Source organism: Massilia soli, assembly GCF_016809835.1.
GTDB classification, from domain to species: Bacteria; Pseudomonadota; Gammaproteobacteria; order Burkholderiales; family Burkholderiaceae_D; genus Telluria_A; species Telluria_A soli.
The window spans coordinates 455,643-475,604 of the sequence record NZ_JAFBIL020000006.1; the positions used below are offsets into that span (position 1 = coordinate 455,643).

The 19,962-nt window shown below is 64.4% G+C and carries 20 protein-coding genes and 1 rRNA gene; 7 read left to right on the plus strand and 14 right to left on the minus strand.

Features of this window, described 5'->3' with window-relative positions:
* Window positions 1–30: 30 nt before the first annotated feature.
* Entirely contained in the window at window positions 31–693 is a 663-nt protein-coding gene (gene pyrE, locus I4X03_RS17115; protein WP_223469449.1) for an orotate phosphoribosyltransferase, read from the minus strand.
* A 58-nt stretch (window positions 694–751) separates the two neighbouring features.
* Between pyrE and I4X03_RS17120 the strand changes: the two genes are divergently transcribed.
* Complete coding sequence (locus I4X03_RS17120; protein WP_223469450.1) at window positions 752–1,522, plus strand: exodeoxyribonuclease III; 771 nt, start codon at window positions 752–754, stop codon at window positions 1,520–1,522.
* Window positions 1,523–1,614: 92 nt separating this feature from the next.
* Here I4X03_RS17120 and I4X03_RS17125 read toward each other — a convergent pair whose 3' ends face one another.
* The 12 genes from I4X03_RS17125 to I4X03_RS17180 all read right to left on the minus strand — a co-directional run bounded on the left by I4X03_RS17125 (window position 1,615) and on the right by I4X03_RS17180 (window position 12,990).
* Window positions 1,615–2,538, minus strand: coding sequence for a pseudouridine synthase (locus I4X03_RS17125; protein ID WP_223469451.1), 924 nt, complete (start codon window positions 2,536–2,538; stop codon window positions 1,615–1,617).
* On the minus strand, window positions 2,539–3,423 hold the full coding sequence (locus I4X03_RS17130) for a M48 family metallopeptidase (protein WP_223469452.1): 885 nt from the start codon (window positions 3,421–3,423) through the stop codon (window positions 2,539–2,541). It lies immediately after the preceding gene.
* An 83-nt stretch (window positions 3,424–3,506) separates the two neighbouring features.
* Window positions 3,507–4,124 carry a methionine biosynthesis protein MetW gene (gene metW / locus I4X03_RS17135; protein WP_223469453.1) on the minus strand — a complete coding sequence of 206 codons (618 nt, stop codon included), beginning with the start codon at window positions 4,122–4,124 and terminating at the stop codon, window positions 3,507–3,509.
* Complete coding sequence (metX, locus tag I4X03_RS17140; protein ID WP_223469454.1) at window positions 4,121–5,272, minus strand: homoserine O-succinyltransferase MetX; 1,152 nt, start codon at window positions 5,270–5,272, stop codon at window positions 4,121–4,123. Before metX ends, metW begins: the two co-directional genes overlap by 4 nt.
* A 20-nt stretch (window positions 5,273–5,292) precedes the next feature.
* A complete protein-coding gene (ptsP, locus tag I4X03_RS17145; protein WP_223469455.1) occupies window positions 5,293–7,050 on the minus strand; it encodes a phosphoenolpyruvate--protein phosphotransferase in 1,758 nt (585 codons plus the stop codon).
* Between the two features lie 41 nt (window positions 7,051–7,091).
* Entirely contained in the window at window positions 7,092–7,361 is a 270-nt protein-coding gene (locus tag I4X03_RS17150; protein WP_223469456.1) for an HPr family phosphocarrier protein, read from the minus strand.
* A 64-nt stretch (window positions 7,362–7,425) separates the two neighbouring features.
* Window positions 7,426–7,833 (minus strand): PTS sugar transporter subunit IIA, encoded by a 408-nt coding sequence (locus I4X03_RS17155; RefSeq protein WP_223469457.1) that lies wholly within the window; start codon window positions 7,831–7,833, stop codon window positions 7,426–7,428.
* A 1-nt stretch (window position 7,834) separates the two neighbouring features.
* Window positions 7,835–8,779 carry a glutathione synthase gene (gene gshB, locus I4X03_RS17160; RefSeq protein WP_223469458.1) on the minus strand — a complete coding sequence of 315 codons (945 nt, stop codon included), beginning with the start codon at window positions 8,777–8,779 and terminating at the stop codon, window positions 7,835–7,837.
* A 113-nt stretch (window positions 8,780–8,892) separates the two neighbouring features.
* Complete coding sequence (gene gshA, locus I4X03_RS17165; protein WP_223469459.1) at window positions 8,893–10,194, minus strand: glutamate--cysteine ligase; 1,302 nt, start codon at window positions 10,192–10,194, stop codon at window positions 8,893–8,895.
* A 137-nt stretch (window positions 10,195–10,331) separates the two neighbouring features.
* On the minus strand, window positions 10,332–11,882 hold the full coding sequence (locus tag I4X03_RS17170; RefSeq protein ID WP_223469460.1) for an ammonium transporter: 1,551 nt from the start codon (window positions 11,880–11,882) through the stop codon (window positions 10,332–10,334).
* 12 nt (window positions 11,883–11,894) lie between these two features.
* Window positions 11,895–12,233 (minus strand): P-II family nitrogen regulator, encoded by a 339-nt coding sequence (glnK, locus tag I4X03_RS17175; RefSeq protein WP_223469461.1) that lies wholly within the window; start codon window positions 12,231–12,233, stop codon window positions 11,895–11,897.
* Window positions 12,234–12,246: 13 nt separating this feature from the next.
* Window positions 12,247–12,990 (minus strand): TorF family putative porin, encoded by a 744-nt coding sequence (locus I4X03_RS17180; RefSeq protein WP_223469462.1) that lies wholly within the window; start codon window positions 12,988–12,990, stop codon window positions 12,247–12,249.
* Window positions 12,991–13,237: 247 nt separating this feature from the next.
* On the opposite strand from I4X03_RS17180, the gene I4X03_RS17185 reads away from it, so the two are divergent.
* The 6 genes from I4X03_RS17185 (at window position 13,238) to I4X03_RS17210 (ending at window position 19,521) form a co-directional block, all read left to right on the plus strand.
* Entirely contained in the window at window positions 13,238–13,483 is a 246-nt protein-coding gene (locus I4X03_RS17185; RefSeq protein ID WP_223469463.1) for an accessory factor UbiK family protein, read from the plus strand.
* A 101-nt stretch (window positions 13,484–13,584) separates the two neighbouring features.
* Window positions 13,585–15,702: a hybrid sensor histidine kinase/response regulator gene (locus tag I4X03_RS17190; RefSeq protein ID WP_223469464.1), complete on the plus strand. Its 2,118-nt coding sequence runs from the start codon at window positions 13,585–13,587 to the stop codon at window positions 15,700–15,702.
* A gap of 86 nt (window positions 15,703–15,788) precedes the next feature.
* Window positions 15,789–17,306, plus strand: coding sequence for a YifB family Mg chelatase-like AAA ATPase (locus I4X03_RS17195; RefSeq protein WP_223469465.1), 1,518 nt, complete (start codon window positions 15,789–15,791; stop codon window positions 17,304–17,306).
* Between the two features lie 27 nt (window positions 17,307–17,333).
* Complete coding sequence (locus tag I4X03_RS17200) at window positions 17,334–17,843, plus strand: hypothetical protein (RefSeq protein WP_223469466.1); 510 nt, start codon at window positions 17,334–17,336, stop codon at window positions 17,841–17,843.
* A gap of 10 nt (window positions 17,844–17,853) precedes the next feature.
* On the plus strand, window positions 17,854–19,092 hold the full coding sequence (locus I4X03_RS17205) for an MFS transporter (RefSeq protein ID WP_223469481.1): 1,239 nt from the start codon (window positions 17,854–17,856) through the stop codon (window positions 19,090–19,092).
* 84 nt (window positions 19,093–19,176) lie between these two features.
* The gene (locus I4X03_RS17210; RefSeq protein WP_223469467.1) at window positions 19,177–19,521 is read left to right on the plus strand and encodes a DUF1840 domain-containing protein; all 345 of its coding nucleotides are present in this window, start codon (window positions 19,177–19,179) and stop codon (window positions 19,519–19,521) included.
* Between the two features lie 222 nt (window positions 19,522–19,743).
* Here I4X03_RS17210 and rrf read toward each other — a convergent pair.
* Window positions 19,744–19,856 (minus strand): 5S ribosomal RNA (gene rrf / locus I4X03_RS17215).
* Window positions 19,857–19,962 lie beyond the last annotated feature (106 nt).

Below are 19,962 nucleotides of genomic sequence, written 5' to 3' on the forward strand. Positions count from 1 at the left end.
AATGGTGGTCTGTCCCCGATTTTGGAATGTTTATACGCCGTAACGGGTGCGGTAGGCGGCGACGGCTTCCTTGTATTGGGCCAACTGGGGGTCGGCGCTGTGGGCGTTGAGGTAGGTGAACAGGTCGTCGAGGTTGGCGATCGAGATCACCGGAATGCCGAACTCGCGGCTCACTTCCTGGACCGCCGAACTGGCCGACAGCGCGTCGTCCTTGCCCGAACGCTCCATCCGGTCGAGCGCGATCAGGACTGCGCACGGCTCGGCGCCGGCGGCGCGGATCATCTGCACCGATTCGCGTACCGAGGTGCCGGCCGAGATCACGTCGTCGATAATGACAACCTTCCCTTGCAGCTTGGCGCCGACGATGGTGCCGCCTTCGCCGTGGTCCTTGGCTTCCTTGCGGTTGAAGGCGAACGAGGTGTCGCGCCCCTTGCCCGCCAGCGCGACCGCGGTGGCCGAGGCCAGCGTGATGCCCTTGTAGGCCGGACCGAACAGCATGTCGAATTCGACGCCAGAGTCGAGCAGCGTCTGCGCATAGAACTGCGACAGCTGGCCGAGCGTCGCGCCTTCGTGGAACAGGCCGGCGTTGAAGAAGTATGGCGACAGGCGCCCTGCCTTGGTCGTAAACTCACCGAAGCGCAACACGCCCGTGGACACCGAAAAAGCGATAAACTGTTGGCGCAAATTATTCACTGAAACCTCACTGTTAAAATCTGGCGGTATTTTACGCCACCCACCTCCCCCTGGACCCATGCCAAGAATTATTTCAGCGAACCTGAACGGAATCCGTTCCGCCCACAAGAAGGGCTTCTTCAACTGGATGGCTGCCCAAACCGCCGACTTCGTCTGCGTGCAGGAGCTGAAAGCGCAACTGCCTGACATGACCGAGGAGTTCCTTACCCCGGGCGGCTACCACGGCCATTTCCACTACGCCGAGAAGAAAGGCTATTCGGGCACCGGCATCTACAGCCGCGCCAAGCCCGATGCGGTGCGCACCGGTTTCGGCTGCCCCGAGTTCGACGCCGAAGGCCGCTACGTGCGCTGCGATTTCGGCGACCTGTCGATCATCTCGGTGTACTGCCCGTCCGGTTCGTCCTCGCCTGAACGGCAGGAGGCGAAGTTCCGCTTCATGGAGGTGTTCCTGCCGCACCTGCTCGAACTGAAGGCCGAGGGCCGCGAAGTGGTGATCTGCGGCGACTGGAATATCGCGCATCACGAGATCGACCTGAAAAACTGGAAGGGCAATAAGAAGAACTCGGGCTTTTTGCCGGAAGAACGCGCCTGGCTGACGCGCGTGTTCGACGAGTGCGGATTCGTCGACGTCCACCGCGGCATCGACAAGCGCGAGGAGCAGTACACCTGGTGGAGCAATCGCGGCCAGGCATGGGCCAAGAACGTCGGTTGGCGCATCGATTACCACGTTGCCACGCCCGGCATTGCGTCGCAGGCGAAAACCGTCGCCATCTACAAGGACGAGCGTTTCTCCGACCATGCGCCGCTGATCATCGATTACGGCGTGTAAATACCCGCGTAAGCAATACCACCGCCGAAGGTTCAGGCAGGCTGGCACTGCCTGCCGGTCGTCGGCGTGCCGGTGCTGACCTTCCACGTCTTTCAGGCCAGGCCGGCCTCCAGTATGCGTTCGCTGTCGAAGCGGCGCTGCTGGCCGCTTAGCGGGTCGCGAAAGGCGATCGAGCGCGCCAGCAGCTTGAGCGGCGTTGAAAAATCATCTCCCTTGCAGGGCAGCGCGACCGGATAGAAGGCGTCGTTGAGGATCGGCGCGCCCAGGCTCGCCATGTGCACGCGCAGCTGGTGCTTGCGGCCGGTGTGCGGTTCCAGACGGTACAGCAGCGCGTCGCCGCGCGCGCCGATCACGTCGACCAGGGTTTCCGAGTTCGGCTCGCCTTCGGTTTCCTGCATGCGGAAGAACGGGGTGCCGTCAACCATCCGGCTGCGGTAAACGAACGGGAAGCTGCGGCCAGCCATTGGCGCCGCCAGCGCTTCGTAGGTCTTCTCGACGCTGCGTTGCTGAAACAGCGACTGATAGGCGCCGCGGCTGGCTTCGCAGTGCGAGAAGATCACCACGCCGGCAGTTTCGCGGTCGAGGCGATGGATCGGGGTCAGGTGCGCCAGCCCGAGCTTGTCCTTGAGCCGCACCAGCAAAGTCTCGCGCAGGAAGCGCCCGCTCGGGGTCATCGGCAGGAAGTGCGGCTTGTCGACCACCACCAGGTGCTCGTCGCGGAACAGCACCCGCTCCTCGAACGGGATCGGCGTCTCCACCTCGATCTCGCGGTAGTACCAGATGCGCATGCCGCGCTTGACCTGGCTCGCTTCATCGAGCACTGCGCCGGCGCCGTCAACCACCTCGCCGCGCGCCATGCGGCCGCGCCAGGCGTCCTCGCCGACCGCCGGAAACTGCTCGCACAGGAAGGCCAGCATGCCGCCGGCGCGGTCCTCGTCGAGCCACAGGTAGCTTGGCGCGACGCCGTCCCTGACAGGGAGCGGCCGGAGGGCGTTGTTAGCGGCTTGCCGTCCCATTTATCTCAGTGCGGTGGTGCGGTACGGCGGCAGCTTGGCCGCGGTGGTGCCCTTCGAGCGCGCGTACAGCGGCAGCAGCACGCCCATGTGGTCGTTCATCTGGCGGATGCGGTCGGCGCCGCCCGGGTGCGTCGACAGCCAGCTGGCTGGTGCGCCCTTGCTTTGCGCGGCCATCTTCTGCCACAGCACGATCCCGGCGCGCGGGTCGTAACCGGCGCGCGCGGCCAGGTCGAGGCCAATCAGGTCGGCCTCGCGCTCGTCGTCGCGCGAGTACTTCAGCGACAGCAACTGGGTGCCGTACTGCGCCACCGTGTCGGTCATGCGCGGATCGATCCCGAGCCAGCCAGACAGCAGCGCGCCGCCAAGGCGCAAGCCCATCGCGGTGCCGGTCGATTTGACCGCCTGCTCGCGCCCGTGCTCGCGCAGCGCGTGGGCGATCTCGTGGCCCATGATGGCCGCGGCTTCGTCGTCGGTCAGCCTGAGCTTGGTCAGGATGCCGCTGAAGAAGCCGATACGGCCGCCCGGCATGCAGAAGGCATTGACCTGGTCGGAGCCGATCAGGTTGACCTGCCAGTTCCACTTTTCAGCGGCCGGGTTCCAGCGTGTCGAGTAGGGGATGATGCGCTTGGCGATGGTGCGCAAGCGCACCACCTGCGGGTGGTTCGGCGGCGCCAGCGCGCCCTGCTTCTGCGCTTCAGCCATCATGGCGGCGTACTGCTGCTTGGCCTGCTGTTCCATCTGGTCTTCCGACGCCAGCACGCGGTAGCGCGGCATCGGCCTGACCTGGATGCCGTCCTGTACCTGGGACTCCTTCTGCTGGGCTGGCGCGACGCCGGCGCAGACAGCGAGCGTGAGCGCGAGGGAGATTTGCGTGAGCTTCTTCATGTGCGTACCGTTTTGTTTATCTGATAACACCATCATCTCAAAAATCCGCCCAAAGTCGCACACGATATGGTCGCCCGTGCGCGTCAGGGCGCGGTACGGCCTTTTTTGCGCAGGCGGAAAACCGCCAGGCTGCCGCGCAGGTTCGGCAGCACCGTTACCGGCCGGCCGCCAACCAGCGCCACGCGCTCAAGCACTTCGAGCCCGCACTCCTGTGCGAGTTCCTCGAAATCGTAGATGGTTGCGCAGCGCACGTTCGGCGTGTCGTACCACTGGTATGGCAGCGAGCGCGATACCGGCATGCGCCCGCGCAGCAGCGCCACCCGGTGCGGCCAGTAGGCGAAGTTGGGGAACGAGACGATCGCTTCGGCGCCAACCCGCACGATATCGCGCAGCAGCGCTTCGACGTGCTGCATCATCTGCAGCGACGACAGGCACAGCACCGTGTCGAAAGAGTTGTCGCCGAAGATGGCGAGGCCCTTTTCCATGTCGTGCTGGATCACGTCGATGCCGCGCGCGGCGCTTTCCAGCAGCTTGTCGTCGTCGATTTCAATGCCGTAGCCGGTGCAGCTTTTGTCGCTGTGCAGGTAGCGCAGCATGGCGCCGTCGCCACAGCCGACGTCGAGCACGTGCGCGCCCTTCGGCACCCAGTGGGCGATGAAGGCCAGGTCGGGCCTCAGGCTGGAGAGGTCGTCGAAATTCATGCGCGCACCTCGGAAATCTGGTCCCAGATGCGCTGGTAGTAAGCGCGCACCATGTTCATGTAGCGTGGGTCTTCCAGCAGGAAGGCGTCGTGGCCGTGCGGCGCGTCGATTTCGGCGTAGGTAACGCGGCGCCGGTTGCACAGCAGCGCCTCGACGATCTCGCGGCTGCGCTCGGGCGAGAAGCGCCAGTCGGTGGTGAACGAGGCCACGAAGAATTCGGCGCGCGTGCCGGCCAGCGCCTTGGCCAGGTCGCCGCCGAAGTCGCGCGCCGGGTCGAAGTAATCGAGCGCCTTGGTGATCAGCAGGTAGGTGTTGGCGTCGAAGTACTCGGAGAATTTGTCGCCCTGGTAGCGCAGGTACGACTCGATCTCGAAGTCGACGCCGAAGTCGAATTTGTACTCGTTGCTCTCGGCCGCGTTACGCAGCTTGCGGCCGAATTTTTCGGCCATGTCGTCGTTCGACAGGTAAGTGATATGGCCGACCATGCGCGCCACCTTCAGGCCGTTCTTCGGCACCACGCCATGCGCGTAGAAGTCGCCGCCGTGGTAGTCGGGGTCGGTCAGGATCGCCTGGCGCGCGACGTCGTTGAAGGCGATGTTTTGCGCCGATAGTTTCGGCGTCGATGCGATCACCACGCAGTGGCGCAGCCGCTCCGGGTACATCATGCTCCAGGCCAGCGCCTGCATGCCGCCCAGCGATCCGCCCATCACCGCGGCGAACTGCGTGATGCCCAGCGCGTCGGCCAGGCGCGCCTGCGCGGAGACCCAGTCTTCCACCGTCACCAGCGGGAAGGTGGCGCCGTAAGGCTTGCCGGTGGCCGGGTTGTCGTGCATTGGGCCGGTCGAACCGAAGCAGGAGCCGAGGTTGTTGACGCCGATGACGAAGAAGCGGTCGGTATCGAGCGGCTTGCCGGGGCCGACCATGTTGTCCCACCAGCCAGCGCTTTTCGGCTGGTCGGCATAGGTGCCGGCCACGTGGTGCGAGGCGTTGAGCGCATGGCAGACCAGCACCGCGTTCGAGCAGTCGGCGTTGAGGGTGCCGTAGGTTTCGTAGACCAGCGTGTAGCCGCCGATCTGCGCGCCGCTTTTCAGCGCCAGCGGTTCGGTGAAGTGCATCGAACTGGGCGAGACTATTCCAATGGATTGCATGAGACTTTACTGTGGGTGTTTCAGATTGATTGCAACTGCTCGACCGCTTCGCTGATCGCCGACGGCTCGCTGGTGCGCAGGATTTTGCGGGTCTGCGTGGCCAGCTTCGCCATGTCGCAGGTAAGGATCTCCTGCTTGACCGACAGCAGCTGGGCCGGATGCATTGAGAACTCGCGCAGGCCCATCCCCAGCAGCAGCCGGGTAAGCTTGGTGTCGCCCGCCATCTCGCCGCAGACGGCGACGTCGATGCCGGCCTTCTGGCCCGCACTGATGGTCATCGCGATCAGCTGCAGCACCGCCGGATGCAGCGGGTTGTACAGGTGCGCCACTTCGTAGTCGACGCGGTCGATCGCCAGCGTGTACTGGATCAGGTCATTGGTGCCGATCGACAGGAAGTTCATGCGCTTGACGAACATCGGCAGCGACAAGGCGGCGGCCGGGATTTCGATCATCGCGCCGACCTGCACCGCCGGGTCGTACTTGTGGCCGGCCTCGCGCAGCTGCGCCTTGGCCTGCTCGATCATCGCCAGCGACTGGTCGATTTCAAACGCGTGCGCCAGCATCGGGATCAGGATGCGCACCTTGCCGAACGCCGACGCGCGCAGGATCGCGCGCAGCTGGGTCAGGAACAGCTGCGGCTCGGCCAGGCAGTAGCGGATCGCGCGCAGGCCCAGCGCCGGGTTCAGTGCATTGTGTTCGGTCGGATCAAGCGGCTTGTCGGCGCCGATGTCGAGCGTGCGGATGGTTACCGGCCTGCCCTTCATGGCCAGCACCGCCTTGCGGTACTGCTCGAATTGTTCGTCCTCGCCGGGGATCTTGTGCGGATGCCCGGTGCGCCCCATGAACAGGAACTCCGAGCGGAACAGCCCCACGCCTTCGGCGCCGGAGTCGAGCGCGCCCGGGCAGTCGTCGGGCAGCTCGATATTGGCCAGCATCGCCACCGGCACGCCGTCGCGCGTGATGGCCGGCGTCTTTTTGAGCTTCTGCAGCTTCTTGCGGGCGCGGATCTGCGCGGCTTGGCGCTCGCGGTACTGGTCCAGCACCAGCGCGCTTGGGTTGGCGATCACCACGCCGGCGTCGCCGTCGATGATCACCCAGTCGTCCTGCTCGATCAGCTGCGACGCCTGCGACATGCCCACGGCGGCCGGTATGTCCAGGCTGCGCGCGACAATCGCGGTGTGCGAGTTCTGGCCGCCCACGTCGGTGACGAAACCGATGAACGAGCGGTCGCGGAACTGCAGCATGTCGGCCGGTGAAATGTCATGCGCGACGACGATCATCTGCGGCTGGTAGTCGTCGGCGCTGGCGGTGGCGCGCGGCGGCATCAATTGGGCGGTCCCCATCAGCACCTTCAGCACGCGCTCGGCGACCTGCTGGATGTCGGCCTTGCGCTCGCGCAGGTAGAGGTCTTCGATCTCGTCGAACTGCGCCGACAGCTCGTCGATCTGCGTCACCAGCGCCCACTCGGCGTTGTAGTGGCGCGTGCGGATGATGTCGAGCGGCGCTTCGGAAATCATCGGGTCGGACAGGATCAGGGCATGGACGTCGATGAACGCGCCCAGCTCGGTCGGGGCGTCCTTCGGCAGGTCGGTCCACAACGCCTGCAGGCCGCGATGCACTTCTGCGATGGCATCCTGCAGGCGGCGCACCTCGGCTTCAAGCTGTTCTTCGGGCACCAGGTAATGCTTGACGTCGAGCGCCGCGGGCGTGAGCAGGTGCGCGCGGCCGATCGAGATACCGCGCGAGACCGGAATGCCATGCAGCGTGAACGATGCCATTGGCGGACCTGTATGGAAGCGGGGCGATGCGCGCTCGCGCATTACTCGCCTTCGCCGAACTTGTCGTTGATAAGCGCCGAGAGGGCCGCGACGCAGTCGTTTTCGTCGGGGCCGTCGGCTTCCAGCGTGACCTTGGCGCCCATGCCGGCGGCCAGCATCATCACGCCCATGATCGACTTGGCGTTGACCCGGCGCGCATTACGCGTCAGCCAGACATCGCTTTGGAATTTTGCTGCCAGTTGCGTGAGTTTTGCCGAAGCCCGTGCGTGCAAGCCCAGCTTGTTGATAATTTCTAGTTCTTGTTGAGTCATTTTGTCTCGTCTCTATCACGCTTAACTGCGCTGTTTATACGGCCGCGCTGCGCGCAGCCGTTTCCTATCCCGGACCGACACGGATCCGGTTATCCACCCGTACCGCCCCGCTCTGCGCGCCGGCCAGCGCCATTTCAACGACCACGTCGAGCGTGTCGCGGCGATAGGTGATCGCGCGCAGCAGCATCGGCAGGCTGATGCCGGCGATGACTTCGACGCAGCCTTCCGACGCCAGCGAATTGCAGCAATTGGACGGCGTGCCGCCCTTGATATCGGTGATGACCAGCACGCCGCTGCCGTCGTTCAGGCGCGCGATCGCTTGCTTGGCCAGCTCATTGACCTGGTGGATGTCCTGGTCGGCGGCGACATCGATCGCTTCGAAGCGTTCGGTCGGACCGCGGAACACGTGCTCCACCGCCGCGATGAACGCCTGCCCCAGCGGGGCGTGGGTAAGCAACAGGATGCCGACCATGCTATTTACCCGCCTGCTGCTCTACCGCGTCGATGAACATCGCGGCCACGTCGAATCCGGCCTGGTCGGCGATCTCCTGGAAGCAGGTCGGGCTGGTGACGTTTACCTCGGTGAGGAAATCGCCGATGACGTCTAATCCTACCAGCAACAGGCCGCGCGCCGCCAGTGTCGGGCCGAGGGCCTCGGCGATTTCGCGGTCGCGCGCGGTCAGCGGCTGGGCCACGCCGATGCCGCCGGCGGCCAGGTTGCCGCGCACTTCACCGCCCTGCGGGATGCGGGCCAGCGAAAACGGCACCGGCTTGCCGCCGATGACCAGGATGCGCTTGTCGCCCTTGACGATCTCGGGAATGTAGCGCTGGGCCATGATGGTGCGGGTGCCCAGCTCGGTCAGCGATTCGATCACCGAGCCGAGGTTCATGGCGTCGTCGCGGATGCGGAAGATGCCGGCGCCGCCCATGCCGTCGAGCGGCTTGAAGATCACGTCCCGATGCTCGGCGTGGAAGGCGCGCAGCCGGGTCGAGTCCGAGCTCACCAGGGTTGGCGAGGTGAACTCGGTGAACTGGGTGATTGCCAGCTTCTCATTGTGGTCGCGCACCGCCTGGGCCTTGTTGACCACGCAGGCGCCCTGCCTTTCGGCCAGGTCGAGCAGGTAGGTGCAGTACACGTACTCCATGTCGAACGGCGGATCCTTGCGCAGGATGACCGCGTCGAACTCGGACAGGCGCGCGCTGGTCTTGGGCGTGGCGCGGAACCAGTCGTCGGCGTCGCCGGTCAGCGTGATGTGCGCAATCTGCGCGCTGACGATGCCGCCTTCGAGCGCCATGTCGTTCTGCTCGAACGCGTAAATCGTATGGCCGCGCCGCGCCGCTTCGCGCATCATGGCGAAGGTCGAGTCCTTGTAGGTCTTGAAGCCGGACAGCGGGTCGGCGAGGAAAGCGAGTTTCATGGGCGGTTCCATTGCAGGTAATACCCTGATTTTAGCCGGAAACGCCGAGTGAGGTTGAAGCAGGGCCAACACCGTTAGCGCGGCCGCCGAGGCGGACGCGGGAACGGCGGTGATCAGTACACTTCGGGATTCGGATCGGTGCGTTCCATTTCCAGCGACGCCGCCAGCAAGCCAAGCCTTGCCACCACGCCATACACATAGAAGCGGTTCGGCGCCGCCGTGCCCGGTTTCGCCTTCAGGTCAGGCACGGCATGCTGCTGGGCAAAGGCCAGCGGCACGTACTGCGAGCCCGGCGCGTTCAGGTTCTGGTCGATGCCGCGCTCGGCGTGCACGCGGTAGAAGCCGCCCACGACATAGCGGTCGATCATGTAGACCACCGGCTCGGCGACGGCGTCATTGATGCTCTCGAAGGTCGGCACGCCTTCCTGGATGATGACGTCGGTGACGGCCACGCCATCCTTGATGACGGACATGCGCGCGCGCTGGTTGCGGCTCAGGTCGCGCACTTCGCTGGCGTCGCGCACCGTCATGATGCCCATGCCATAGGTGCCGGCGTCCGGCTTGACGATGACGAACGGCTTCTGGTCCTTGATGCCGTATTCCTTGTATTTCTTCTTGATCTTGGCCAGCAGCATGGTGACGTTGTCAGCCAGGCATTCGGAGCCGGTATCCTCGTCGAAACTGATCTGGCCGCACTTGGCGTGGAAGGGGTTGACCATCCACGGGTCGACATCGATCAGCTTGCCGAACTTTTTGGCCACTTCATCGTAGGCCGCCAGGTGGTTGCTCTTGCGGCGCACCGCCCAGCCGGCGTGCACTGGCGGCAGCAGCGACTGCTCATGGACGTTTTCCAGGATCGACGGGATGCCCGCCGACAGGTCGTTATTCAGCAAAATGGTGCATGGATCGAAATCTTTCAAACCCAGGCGGCGGCCGTTGGCCGACCGCACCAGCGGCTCGATGACCAGCATGTTGCCGTCAGGCAGCGCCAGCGGCGTTGGCTGGGTGATCTCCGGCGACCATGAGCCAAGACGCACGTGCAGGCCGGTCTGGCGGAAGATCTGCATCATCCGCGCGATGTTTTGCAGGTAATACGGATTGCGCGTGTGGCTTTCGGGAATCAAGAGCAGGTTGCGCGCATCAGGACAATACTTGTCGATCGCGGCCATGGCGGCCTGCACCGACAGCGGCAGCATTTCGGTGGCCAGGTTGTTGAAGCCGCCCGGGAACAGGTTGGTATCGACCGGGGCCAGCTTGTAGCCGGCATTGCGCAAGTCGACCGAACAGTAGAACGGCGGCGTGTGCTCCTGCCATTCGAGGCGGAACCAGCGCTCGATCGCCGGCGTGGCTTCCAGGACTTTTTTCTCGAGATCGTGCAGGGGGCCGGTCAGGGCTGTGGCGAGGTGCGGAACCATGGATTAGACGTCCTTCAGGCTTTTTTGATAATTTTAAGAGGCCTAAATTGGGCCGATACCGCCATTTTAAAGGTGTTTGATCCCGCCACAACGTAAAAAGGCGCCCCGCAGGGCGCCTTGGCTCAATTCAGGCTGGATCAGGCGTGGTACGCCGATTCGCCGTGGCTGGTGATGTCGAGGCCTTCGCGCTCTTCTTCTTCCGGTACCCGCAGGCCGATGACCACGTCGACCAGCTTGTAGGCCAGGAACGACACCACGGCCGACCACAGCACCGTGGTGCCGACCGCCCACAGCTGGGTGACCAGCTGGCCGCCGATCGAGTAATCGGGCGACGGCTTGTTGGTGATGTAATCGAAGATGCCCTGGCCGCCGAGCGACGGCGCGGCAAACACCGCCGTCAGCAGCGCGCCGACGATACCGCCGACACCGTGCACGCCGAACACGTCGAGCGAGTCGTCGGCGCCGATCATGCGCTTGAGGCCAGTTACGCCCCACAGGCAGATGATGCCTGCCAGCAGGCCGATCGCCAGCGCGCCCATCGGTCCGACGAAGCCGCAGGCCGGGGTGATGGCCACCAGGCCGGCAACCGCGCCGGAGGCGCCGCCCAGCATCGACGGCTTGCCTTTGAAGATCCACTCGCCCATGACCCACGACACGGTCGCGCAAGCGGTGGCCAGCAGGGTGTTGATGAAGGCCAGGGCGGCGATGTCGCCCGCTTCCAGCGCCGAGCCGGCGTTGAAGCCGAACCAGCCGACCCACAGCATCGAGGCGCCGATCATCGTCATCGTCAGCGAATGCGGGGCCATCGATTCGCGGCCGTAGCCGACGCGCTTGCCGATCATCACGGCGCCGACCAGGCCGGCGATTGCCGCATTGATGTGCACCACGGTACCGCCGGCGAAGTCGAGCGCGCCCATCTGGAACAGGAAGCCCGCCTTGGCGCCCTCTGCAGCCGCGCTGGCCGCGTCGGTGACCATATCGGGACCGGTCCAGAACCAGACCATGTGGGCGACCGGCAGGTAGCTGAAGGTGAACCACAGCACCATGAACGCCAGCACCGCCGAGAACTTGGCGCGCTCGGCGAAGGCGCCGACGATCAGGCCGCAGGTAATGGCCGCAAACGTGCCCTGGAAGGCAACGAACACGAACTCGGGAATCACGACGCCCTTGCTCCAGGTGGCGGCATAGGCGAACGCGCCCTGTGCAGGATCCCAGATACCGTTGAGCATGGCCCGGTCGAAGCCGCCAATGAAGGCGCTGCCGGCAGTGAAGGCGAGCGAGTAGCCGTACAGGCACCACAGCACGATGATCACCGAGAACACCATGAAGATCTGCATCAGTACCGACAGCATGTTCTTCGAGCGCACCAGGCCGCCGTAGAACAGCGCCAGGCCGGGCAGCGACATCATGATGACGAGGATGGTGGCAATGAACATCCAGGCGGTGTCGCCCTTGTTCGGCACCAGCGGCGCGGCTGCCGGCGCGGCCGCCGGCTCGGCGGTGGCGGCGGTGGCCGGCGCTGCAAGCTCGGGTGCTGCCGCGGGAGCGGCAGGCGTGGCGGCCTCAGTTGCTGTAGCGGTGGCAGCAGGCGCTGGCGCCTGGGCATCCTGCGCGAAGGCAGGCAGCGAGCCGGTGAGCGCGAACAGTACCGCGGCGCCGGCCAGCCATGTTGTTATCGTTTTTTTCATTCAGTATTCCCCTCAGAGTGCTTCGTTGCCGGTTTCGCCGGTACGGATGCGCACTACCTGCTCCAGGTTAGCGACAAAGATTTTGCCGTCGCCGATCTTGCCGGTACGCGCAGCCTTTTCAATCGTTTCGATGACTTGCTCGACGATGGCGTCGTCGACCGCGATTTCGATCTTGGTCTTTGGCAAGAAGTCGACGATGTACTCGGCGCCGCGGTACAGCTCGGTGTGGCCCTTCTGGCGCCCGAAGCCCTTCACTTCGGTCACCGTAATGCCTTGCACGTTGATCTCGGAAAGCGCTTCGCGCACTTCGTCGAGCTTGAAGGGCTTGATAATGGCGGTGATCATCTTCATGGTTGTCTCGCTATTAGAAAGTCTTGGCAATCGACAGCACGGCACCGGTCTTGGCCAGGTCCTTGCCGTTGACCGGGCTGAAATACGCTTTGGTGTCGGCCTTGATGACCGCCAGCGACACGCTGGCGAAGCCCATGTCCTTGGTCAGGCCGATCTTGTAGTCGTTGTAGCTGAAGGCGCCGTTGTTGGCGACGCGCTGGCGGCCGGCGTGCAGGTTCAGCACCAGCCCGGTGGACAGTTCGACGTTGGCGCCCAGGTCGAGGTAGCCGCTGCCCTTGCTGTCGGCGGTACCGAACAGGTTGGTGGTCGAATGCGAGTACTTGATGTACGCCGGGCCCATGCCGACCTGGCCATACAGCTCGAAGGTGTTGGCGCTTGGATTGAGGCCGTTGGACGGGTACACGTAGCCGAGGCCGCCGATGTCATAGCTGATGCCTTCGGCGATGTCGCCGCGCTTGCCTGCGTAGATATCCCACTCGATGTCGCCATCGCCGCCCAGGTCCTTGGTCCACTTGATGGTCGACAGCCAGGTGCCGACGTAGAAACCGCTCGGCGTGTGGACGTAGTCGGCGCCGCCCTGCAGGGCAGACTTCAGGCGCGTCTGCGACAGGCCGCGGTAGCGATAGTCGGACGTCAGGGCGGCGTTGAAGGTCAGCTCGCCGTCGGCGGTTTGCGCCATCGCGACGGGTGCGCCCGACGTTGCCGCCGCCACGCAGAGCGCGGCAGCAAAGGACAGCTTCAGTTTCAGGTTCTTCATGGGCGATTCCCTTGGTTTTGTACGTATGGTGTCGTTGCGGATTACAATCTCGGATGACCGGGGGTCAGGTATGTCATAGCAGGACTCATGCCAGCGCGTTTTTTGCCCGTCCCGGACTTGTTTTTTAGCCATTCAGACCTATTTTTAGCGTATTCACAGCGGTGCGGCCGGCCTGATGGCGCCCACCGCACCAGATTAAGACCCGCATGCACCTTGATGGTGCGTCGCCTTTCAACAGGGACATCAGATGGACATGAACAACTTCTTCACCGACTTGCAGGGCAAGATCAACCAGGCCATCGAGAGTTCGCCTGCCAAGGACATCGAAAAGAACGTGAAGGCGATGATGACGCAGGGCTTCTCCAAGCTAGACCTCGTCACCCGCGAGGAGTTCGATATCCAGGCCCAGGTGCTGGCAAAGACCCGCGCCAAGCTCGACGCGCTGGAAAAGCGCATCGCCGACCTGGAAGCGGGCATCGACGCCAAACCGTAATTGTTGTATCTGCGGCGCGCACTGTTGCGCCCGGCCTTTTAGCACCGTCGCGTGTGCTATCGTGCTCAGCTATCAATTCGGCCGAGTACCGATCACACGCGATGTCCAGCCCCCCTTGCCCTCCCCCGTACGACCTGTTCCAGGGCAGCGACCCGCATCGACAGGTACTGCGCGCCACCGACTGGTCGCGCAGCGCGGTTGGCCATCCGGATACCTGGCCGCCAGCGCTGCGCAGCAGCGTCGGCCTGATGCTCGATTCGCGCTTTCCGATGTTTGTCGCATGGGGCGAGGAGCTGACCTTCCTGTATAACGACGCCTACGTCTATCTGCTGGGCGAGAAGCATCCGGCAGCACTGGGGGCGTCCCTGCCGCGCGTCTGGCCCGAGCTATGGCCACAGGTGCGCCCGCTGATCGACACCGCCTTCAGCGGCCAGGCGACGATGGGCGAAGACGTCACGCGCATGATCCGGCGCAATGGACGCGATGAGCCGAGCACGTTCACACTGTCATATTCGCCGCTGCGCGACGAAACCGGCGCCGTCGCGGGCGCCTTCTGCGTGATTCGGGACACCACGGCGCGCACCCGGCTCGAACAGCGCCAGGCCTTCCAGCTGCGCCTGTCGGACGCGCTGCGTGCGCACACCGAACCGGCGCAAATCCTGTCCGTCACCGCCGAACTGCTCGGCAAGCACCTTAACGCCAGCCGCGTCCTGTCGGGCGACTACGACTGCGACCAGCACGTGATGACTTTTCATTCGAATTATGCGGTCGCACCGGCGCTGGAACTGGTCGGCACGTTTCCCGCCGCCAGCTTCGGCAGCGAGAATTTCAAGTCGATCGAAAACGGCACAACCTGGGTATGCGAAGACATCGCGAACGACCCGCGTACCAGCACGGGCAATGTGTTTCCAGCTTTCTACGCGCTCGGTATCCGCTCGGCCATCGCAGTGCCGAATCACCGCGCCGGCGCCATCATCAACTGCCTGATCATCAACTCCAGCCATCCGCGCGCGTGGCGCGCCGACGAAATTGAAGTGGTCGAGGATGTCGCGCACCGCATGTGGATCGCGGTCGAACGGGCACGCGCGGAAGCGGCGCTGGTGCAGGCCGACCGGCGCAAGGATCAGTTCCTGGCGATGCTGGCGCACGAGCTGCGCAATCCGCTCGCGCCGATCAGCTCCGCGGCCGAACTGCTCAAGCTTGGCACGCTCGATCACGACAGGGTGCGCAGCACCGGCGCCCTGATCGCGCGCCAGGTCGGGCACATGACAGGGCTGGTCGACGACCTGCTCGACGTCTCGCGCGTTACCAGCGGCATGGCCATCATCCAGCAGGAAGACGTCGACATCAAGCGCGTGCTGGCCGCTGCGATGGAACAGGTACGCCCGCTGATGGAAGCGCGCAAGCACCGCTGCGTGGTGCAGACCGCGCCCGGACATGTCGCCGTGTGCGGCGACTACACCCGCCTGGTGCAGATCGCGGCCAACCTGCTGCACAACGCCGTCAAGTACACGCCGGAGCATGGCCGCATCGAAGTCGCGCTCGAGGCCAGCGACGAGCATGTGACGCTCAAGGTGGCGGACAACGGCGTCGGCATTTCGGCCGAACTGCTGCCGCACGTGTTTGAATTATTTTCGCAGGCCGAACGCAGCAGCGACCGCGCGCATGGCGGGCTGGGACTTGGCCTCGCGCTGGTCAAGAGCCTGGTTGAACTGCACGGCGGCGCGGTAACGGCGGCGAGCGCCGGCGTCAACGCGGGCAGCAGCTTTGCCGTGCGCCTGCCGCGGCTGGCCCCGCGCGAGGCACCCGAGGTGGCGGCGTGGCCTGAACGCGGCTCGGCTGCGGCAGGCATGTCGCTGCGCTTGATGGTCGTCGACGACAATGTCGACGGCGCCCAGATGCTGGCGATGTTCCTTGAAGCGAGCGGCCACCTGGTCGCGGTGGAGCACAGCGGCCAGGCGGCGCTTGCGCGTGCGGCCACCGCCAGCTTCGATGCCTTCCTGCTCGACATCGGGCTGCCGGGCATGGATGGCAAAGAACTCGCACAGCGCCTGCGCCAGCTGCCGCAAGCGCGCGACGCGATGCTGGTGGCGATTACCGGCTATGGGCTGCCTGCCGACGGCGCCGAATCGCTGAAAGCGGGCTTCGACCATTACATGGTCAAGCCGGTCGATCCGCTGGCGGTGGCTGAGTTACTTGCGGAAATTGTTCGCGCCTAAAACACGCGCACGTTTGGCGAGCGACAAGAAGCATCCGGCCAGCGATTCTAGGATCAGCGAAGCGCCGTCAACCGTCAGGAATATCCATGAGCCTCGCCGTACTGAAAAGCCGCGCCCTGGCCGGCATGGATGCGCCTGCGGTCAGCGTCGAGGTACATCTGGCGCGTGGCTTGCCTTCGTTCACCATCGTCGGGCTCGCCGACACCGAGGTGCGCGAGTCGAAAGACCGCGTGCGGGCGGCGCTGCAGAACGCAGGCTACGAAATTCCTTCGCGCCGCATCACGGTGAACCTTGCGCCGGCCGACTTGCCGAAGGAATCGGCGCGTTTCGATCTTCCGATCGCGCTGGGCATCCTGGCCGCTTCCGAACAGATCCCCGGAGACCGGCTCGATCTCTACGAGTTCGCGGGCGAGCTGTCCCTGTCGGGGCAGTTGCGGCCGATACGCGGCGCGCTGGCGATGACGTTTGCGATGCACCGCCGGGCGCAAGGCCAGCCGCGCGCTTTCATCCTTCCACTGGCTAACGCCGCCGAAGCCGCGCTGGTGCCGAACGCGCATATCTATCCTGCCCAGTCGCTGCTGGAGGTATGCGCGCATTTCACGGCGCGCGGCGGCGAGTGCGCGCTGCAGAGGCATCAGCCGATGCCCGTACTCGAAGCGGCAGCGCACGGCGACTTCGCCGACGTCAAAGGCCAGCTGCAGGCGAAGCGCGCGCTGGAAGTGGCCGCCGCCGGCCGCCACAGCGCGCTGCTGGTCGGCCCGCCCGGCGCCGGCAAGACCATGCTGGCGTCGCGCTTCGTCGGCCTGCTGCCGCCGATGAGCGACGAGGAGGCGCTGGAAAGTGCCGCGGTCCATTCGCTGGCGGGCGGTTTCTCGGCGGCGCAGTGGAAGCGGCGGCCGTTTCGCAGGCCGCACCACACGACATCGGGCGTCGCGCTGGTGGGCGGCGGCTCGGTGCCGCGTCCCGGCGAAGTCTCGCTCGCGCATTTCGGCGTGCTGTTCCTCGATGAGCTGCCCGAGTTCGACCGCCGCGTGCTGGAAGTGCTGCGCCAGCCGCTGGAGTCGGGAACCATCACCATCTCGCGCGCCGCGCGCCAGGCTGACTTCCCTGCCCGCTTCCACCTGATCGCGGCGATGAACCCCTGCCCTTGCGGCTACCTCGGGCATCCGTCCAATAAATGCCATTGCTCGACCGACGCGGTGCTGCGCTACCAGGACCGCATTTCCGGGCCGCTGCTTGACCGGATCGATATCCAGATCGAGGTGCCGGCGATGCTGCCTTCGGCCTTGTCGGCGCATGCGGACGGCGAGCCGAGCGCCGTCATCGCAGCGCGCGTGCTGCGGGCGTACGATCTGCAGCTGGCGCGGCAAGGGAAGGCGAACGAAGGGCTGAATCCGCGCGAAGTCGACGAGCACTGCCGTCTGGACGCCGCCGGCGCGGCCGTGCTGCGCGAGGCGATGCTACGCCTGCACTGGTCCGCACGCGCCTATCACCGCGTCCTGAAAGTGGCGCGCACCATTGCGGACCTGGCTGGCAGCCGGGAGGTCCGCGCGGAGCACGTCTCCCAGGCGGTTCAGTTCCGGCGCGGCCTGCGGGAGCTGTAGCGGCGGCCGTTCTGCTACCATGGCAGCATGCGTACATCACTACTTTCATCCCTGCTTCTGCCCGTACTGACAGCGTGTCTGCTGGCCGGGTGCAGCCCTACCTATAACTGGCGCGACTACAACAGCCCGGACGCGCCGTACCAGGCCATGTTCCCGGACAAGCCGGTATCGCACAAGCGCAGCGTCGACCTCGATGGCTTGAACGTCGACATGACGATGACGGCCGCGCAGATCGACGGAACCGTGTTCGCCATCGGCAGCGCCGAAGCACCCGATGCGGCCAAGGCGCAGGCAGCCGTTGCGGCGATGCGTACCGCGATGGTCAAGAACATCGGCGCCACCGTCACCCGCGAAGAAAAGAAAGCGTCGTCGATCGACATCGACGCCAAGGGAGCGCAGAACGGCACGCCAATGCGCCTGGTCGGCCATTTCGAAGCACGCGGCAACCGCGTCTACCAGGTTATTGTGATGGGCAAGGAGAAGGCCGTTCCGCAGCAGGAAGTCGACATGTTCCTGTCGTCGTTCAAGCCGAACTGACGTGGACGCGATGAGCGGCACCTTGCGCGGCGTGCTGGCAGCAAGGGTTTTCCTCTGCTTCGCACTGGGCTACCTGCTGTCTTATGGACTGCGGTCGATCAACGCCGTCATCGCTCCCGCACTGATACAAGAGATGGCCCTGTCGAATGCCGACATGGGCCTGCTGTCGTCCGCATATTTCGTCGCTTTCGGCTCGCTCCAGCTGCCGCTCGGGATCTGGCTCGACAAGTACGGCCCGCGCCGCACCGAGTCGGCCCTGCTGGTAGTCGCAGCGATTGGCGCAGCGGTGTTCGCCATGAGCGATTCGCTGGCCGGTTTGTGGATCGGCCGCGCGCTGATCGGCATTGGGGTGTCGGCCTGCCTGATGGCCGCTTTCAAGGCGTACCGCTTGTGGTTCGCGCCAGAGCAGCAAAGCCAGCTGGCAAGCTGGATGCTGGTTGCCGGCACCGCCGGCGCGCTGGCCGCGACCGTCCCGGTGACGCTGGCGCTGCCGGCAATTGGCTGGCGTGGCATTTTCTGGGTCGTGGCGGCGCTGTTGTTGATGGTGTCGGCGGCGATCTTCCTGTCGCTGCGCAGCGTCGAGCGGCACTTCGCGGCGGTCAACTCGACCACTGCGTCCGGTGCGGGCGATGATGGCGGCTACCGCCGCATCTTCGCGCGGCCCTACTTCCGGCGCATGGCGTCGCTGGGCATGTTCAATCAAGGCGTGTTCGTGGCCCTGCAGACCTTGTGGGCGGGCCCGTGGATGACGACAGTGCTGGGCAAGTCGCCGCAAGAGGCCAGCGAGATCCTGTTCATGCTGAACCTGGTGCTGATGATGGCCTACCTGGCATTGGGCTGGGCCGCGCCGCGGCTGATGGCGCGCGGCGTGAACCCGCACCGGCTCATCGCGGCGGGCATCATTGGCATGGTGCTGGCGCAGACGGCCATGCTGTTTACCCAGTCGGAACATGCCTGGATACTCTGGCTGGTGCTTGCCCTGTGCGTGCCTGTGACAACCCTGGTGCAGTCTTACCTGGCGCTGTCATTCCCGGCGGCACTGGCCGGCCGCGCCAACTCAGCGTATAACCTGATGTTGTTCGTCGGCGCATTCGCGACGCAGTGGGGTTTTGGGGTGGTGGCCGATGGCCTGAAGGCGAATGGAATGCAGGTTGTCGATGCTTTCCGCCTCACCTTGGCCATCGCCGTGGCCTTGCAGACCGCCTCGCTGGTTTATTTCGTCGCCAGCAAGGCAAAAGCGCATGATTAAACTGCCCGCATGTACGTGTGCGGGGTGAATGAAAGTGCAGTTCGTGTTATCGTTTAGTCATCAAACGTAAGATCGGAAAACACCATGTTAATCACATTTCACTCCAAAGCCGCAGCCGACGTCATGATGTACAAAGACCACGCCAAGCGCATCCTCGACTTGCTGCAAAAAGATAGCGACCAGGGGATTATTACCGCTGCCGAAGCGCCAAAAGCGGTTGAAATCCTCGAGAGGGAAATCGCTGAAAGCCGCTCGCATCCGACGTCGGAGCAGGTCAAGCGCGACGTCGACGCGCATCATAACGAACAGGGCGACGACACCGACCATGAAGAGATGGAAATCGTGTCGTTCTCGACCCGAGCGTATCCGTTGCTGGATATGCTGCGCGAAGCACGCAAGGGTGGCTACGACGTGGTGTGGGGCGTGTAAGCAGCCATCGTATTTGTAGGGCGGAAGAGGCCGAAGGCCGTCATCCGCGGAATTGGCTCGAATACCGTTATCGCTGTTCGAGCCCAATCGGCGGGTGACGCTGCGCTCTTCCGCCCTACGGTCCCGAACAATCACAAATCTCCAGACGAAAAAAAACCCCCGTTTGCACTTAGCGCGAACTTGTGCGCGCTAAGGCTTACGGGGGTTTTTCTCTTATAACTAGCCTGACGATAACCTACTTTCACACTGGTTGCAGCACTATCATCGGCGCAAAGTCGTTTCACGGTCCTGTTCGGGATGGGAAGGGGTGGGACCGACTTGCTATGGTCATCAGGCATAACTTGTACAAGCAACTGTTCCCAACGGGGCAACAGCGCTTTGAATCTGGAAGAAGTAAGTTTTATATCAAAATCAGTTTTGAAGTCTTGCAGACCTATAACT

Excerpts from the sequence above, each read along its gene's own strand:
- I4X03_RS17195 (WP_223469465.1), top strand. The coding sequence starts at position 15,789 with ATGAGCCTCGCCGTACTGAAAAGCCGCGCCCTGGCCGGCATGGATGCG.
- I4X03_RS17130 (WP_223469452.1), bottom strand. The coding sequence starts at position 3,423 with ATGAAGAAGCTCACGCAAATCTCCCTCGCGCTCACGCTCGCTGTCTGC.
- I4X03_RS17155 (WP_223469457.1), bottom strand. The coding sequence starts at position 7,833 with ATGGTCGGCATCCTGTTGCTTACCCACGCCCCGCTGGGGCAGGCGTTC.
- I4X03_RS17180 (WP_223469462.1), bottom strand. The coding sequence starts at position 12,990 with ATGAAGAACCTGAAACTGAAGCTGTCCTTTGCTGCCGCGCTCTGCGTG.
- gshB (WP_223469458.1), bottom strand. The coding sequence starts at position 8,779 with ATGAAACTCGCTTTCCTCGCCGACCCGCTGTCCGGCTTCAAGACCTAC.
- I4X03_RS17190 (WP_223469464.1), top strand. The coding sequence starts at position 13,585 with ATGTCCAGCCCCCCTTGCCCTCCCCCGTACGACCTGTTCCAGGGCAGC.
- gshA (WP_223469459.1), bottom strand. The coding sequence starts at position 10,194 with ATGGTTCCGCACCTCGCCACAGCCCTGACCGGCCCCCTGCACGATCTC.
- metW (WP_223469453.1), bottom strand. The coding sequence starts at position 4,124 with ATGAATTTCGACGACCTCTCCAGCCTGAGGCCCGACCTGGCCTTCATC.
- I4X03_RS17210 (WP_223469467.1), top strand. The coding sequence starts at position 19,177 with ATGTTAATCACATTTCACTCCAAAGCCGCAGCCGACGTCATGATGTAC.
- I4X03_RS17200 (WP_223469466.1), top strand. The coding sequence starts at position 17,334 with ATGCGTACATCACTACTTTCATCCCTGCTTCTGCCCGTACTGACAGCG.
- I4X03_RS17185 (WP_223469463.1), top strand. The coding sequence starts at position 13,238 with ATGGACATGAACAACTTCTTCACCGACTTGCAGGGCAAGATCAACCAG.
- I4X03_RS17150 (WP_223469456.1), bottom strand. The coding sequence starts at position 7,361 with ATGACTCAACAAGAACTAGAAATTATCAACAAGCTGGGCTTGCACGCA.
- metX (WP_223469454.1), bottom strand. The coding sequence starts at position 5,272 with ATGCAATCCATTGGAATAGTCTCGCCCAGTTCGATGCACTTCACCGAA.
- I4X03_RS17125 (WP_223469451.1), bottom strand. The coding sequence starts at position 2,538 with ATGGGACGGCAAGCCGCTAACAACGCCCTCCGGCCGCTCCCTGTCAGG.
- ptsP (WP_223469455.1), bottom strand. The coding sequence starts at position 7,050 with ATGGCATCGTTCACGCTGCATGGCATTCCGGTCTCGCGCGGTATCTCG.
- glnK (WP_223469461.1), bottom strand. The coding sequence starts at position 12,233 with ATGAAGATGATCACCGCCATTATCAAGCCCTTCAAGCTCGACGAAGTG.
- I4X03_RS17170 (WP_223469460.1), bottom strand. The coding sequence starts at position 11,882 with ATGAAAAAAACGATAACAACATGGCTGGCCGGCGCCGCGGTACTGTTC.
- I4X03_RS17205 (WP_223469481.1), top strand. The coding sequence starts at position 17,854 with ATGAGCGGCACCTTGCGCGGCGTGCTGGCAGCAAGGGTTTTCCTCTGC.
- I4X03_RS17120 (WP_223469450.1), top strand. The coding sequence starts at position 752 with ATGCCAAGAATTATTTCAGCGAACCTGAACGGAATCCGTTCCGCCCAC.